At 65.2% G+C, this 1,097-nt stretch carries 2 protein-coding genes; both read right to left on the reverse strand.

Annotation, left to right across the window (positions count from 1 at the left end):
• Positions 1-256: Rpn family recombination-promoting nuclease/putative transposase (locus GY769_23625; protein MCP4204910.1), on the reverse strand; the 256-nt coding region annotated here is incomplete at its 3' end.
• A gap of 68 nt (positions 257-324) precedes the next feature.
• A partial coding sequence (locus tag GY769_23630; GenBank protein MCP4204911.1) for a DUF4351 domain-containing protein occupies positions 325-1,097 on the reverse strand: 773 nt, incomplete at its 5' end.

Genomic DNA, 1,097 nt, shown 5'->3' on the forward strand with positions numbered 1-1,097 from the left:
CGCTCTGTAGAGCCAGGGCCTTCAGGAGGTGCTCGTAGAGCACGCCCTCGTAGCTCATGATGCGGACGGCCATGAAGTGCTCGTGGGAGCGCTGGAACTCGAGCATCAGGTAGATGAACAACCAGCGGCCGCTGCCTCGCCAGCGCAGGCGCCAGACGCAGTCGTTGTAGCGCAGCCGCCAATCCTGGGTGGGGTGGGCTTCGCTCACCGGCACGAGGGTCGAGAAGTCGAGCCTCGCGGCCCACTCGGCGGGCACCAGGGTCGCGCGGCCGGAGGCGACGGCGTCGACAGCACGAGGGTCAGGACGAGGAGCTCTCTGCCATATCAATCCGCTTCGTCGAAGACCTCCGCCAGCGTCTCCGCCGTCACGAAGCGCTCGCCCCACTCGAGGAGCCGCTCAGCGCTGGCGTTCTGGATCCGTCGCCGGACCCGCGGCCCTACGGCACCGAACTTCTTCTCGACCAGACGCAGTAACAGCGCTGCCTCCCCTTCTTTCCGGCCTTCTTCTCTACCTTTCATCCGCCACTCGGCGGTCCAGTCCAACGTGTTCTCCGTGATCATCGTGCTCACCTCCTCGAGATCTCTGACTCCTTCGACGGTAACGCCTTCCATACGCGATGGCAAGATGACCTCACACAGCCACCGGGTGACGTCGTGGCGGATGGCGGCATGCTCTCGCGGGTCCAGCAGATCGATCAGATCGGCGATCGCCGCTCGGCTCACGGCCAGGCTCGGGCTTGCCTCGACGCGAAACAGACCCGCGACCGCGTTGCGCATCGCTGCCAGCTCCGCCAGCGGCAAGCGGCGGATGTCGATCAGCTTGTAGCGCAGGCGGGGCAGATAGTCCGACATACCGGGAGCGGCAGGGGCGATCAGGTCGTAGATGTTCCTCTTGGCGGTCCAGGGCGTCTCGCCGTTGTAGAGCACCAGTGGAATGACGATCGGCAGCTGGTCGTCGCTCTGTAGAGCCAGGGCCTTCAGGAGGTGCTCGTAGAGCACGCCCTCGTAGCTCATGATGCGGACGGCCATGAAGTGCTCGTGGGAGCGCTGGAACTCGAGCATCAGGTAGATGAACAACCAGCGGCCGCTGCCTCGCC

The sequence above is a fragment of the bacterium genome (genome assembly GCA_024224155.1).
In the GTDB taxonomy this organism is placed as follows: domain Bacteria; phylum Acidobacteriota; class Thermoanaerobaculia; order Multivoradales; family JAHEKO01; genus CALZIK01.